General features: G+C 42.5%; 1 protein-coding gene. It reads right to left on the bottom strand.

What is annotated here, in order from left to right:
* Positions 1 to 445, bottom strand: a 445-nt coding sequence (locus AC3WV0_RS18135; RefSeq protein ID WP_488847488.1) for an RHS repeat domain-containing protein, incomplete at both ends; no start/stop codon positions are given.

Raw genomic sequence — 445 nt, 5'->3', positions numbered from 1 at the left:
GAAAAGTTACCTCCGCCTCCAGAAAATATAGTTCCAAGTACATCATTTCCTTCTCCGAACCCCAACCAGTTAGGGTTTGTCCATCCAGGCTGGTAATCTACTGCACCTCCATCCGTAGCCATTGTTAGTCGTTTAGGCGCCATCCCATCCGGATCAATGAAATTAATCGGGTTATTAAAAGCAAAATTATACGGAGAATACCTTCTCATTTGCTCTGCTAACGGATCAATTACACCCCATCTTGCGATATCGGGCATATACATCCTTGCTCCAAAATCACTCCATCGGGTTTCCGTCTGGTATTCTTTCCCATTGTACTGGTATTTATAGGAAGAATTGTTGACAGAAAGAATATTGGTGTCATGCTTCAGCCCGAAAGGGTAGTAGTTGTTTTCTTCAAGAACTTCTACGCTGCCATTGGTGTTTTTAAAGTAGCTTAAACGCA

The organism is Chryseobacterium sp. 27AL, assembly GCF_057815395.1.
The sequence above is the reverse complement of the archived record's forward strand: the minus strand, read 5'-3'. Positions and strand labels throughout refer to the sequence as shown.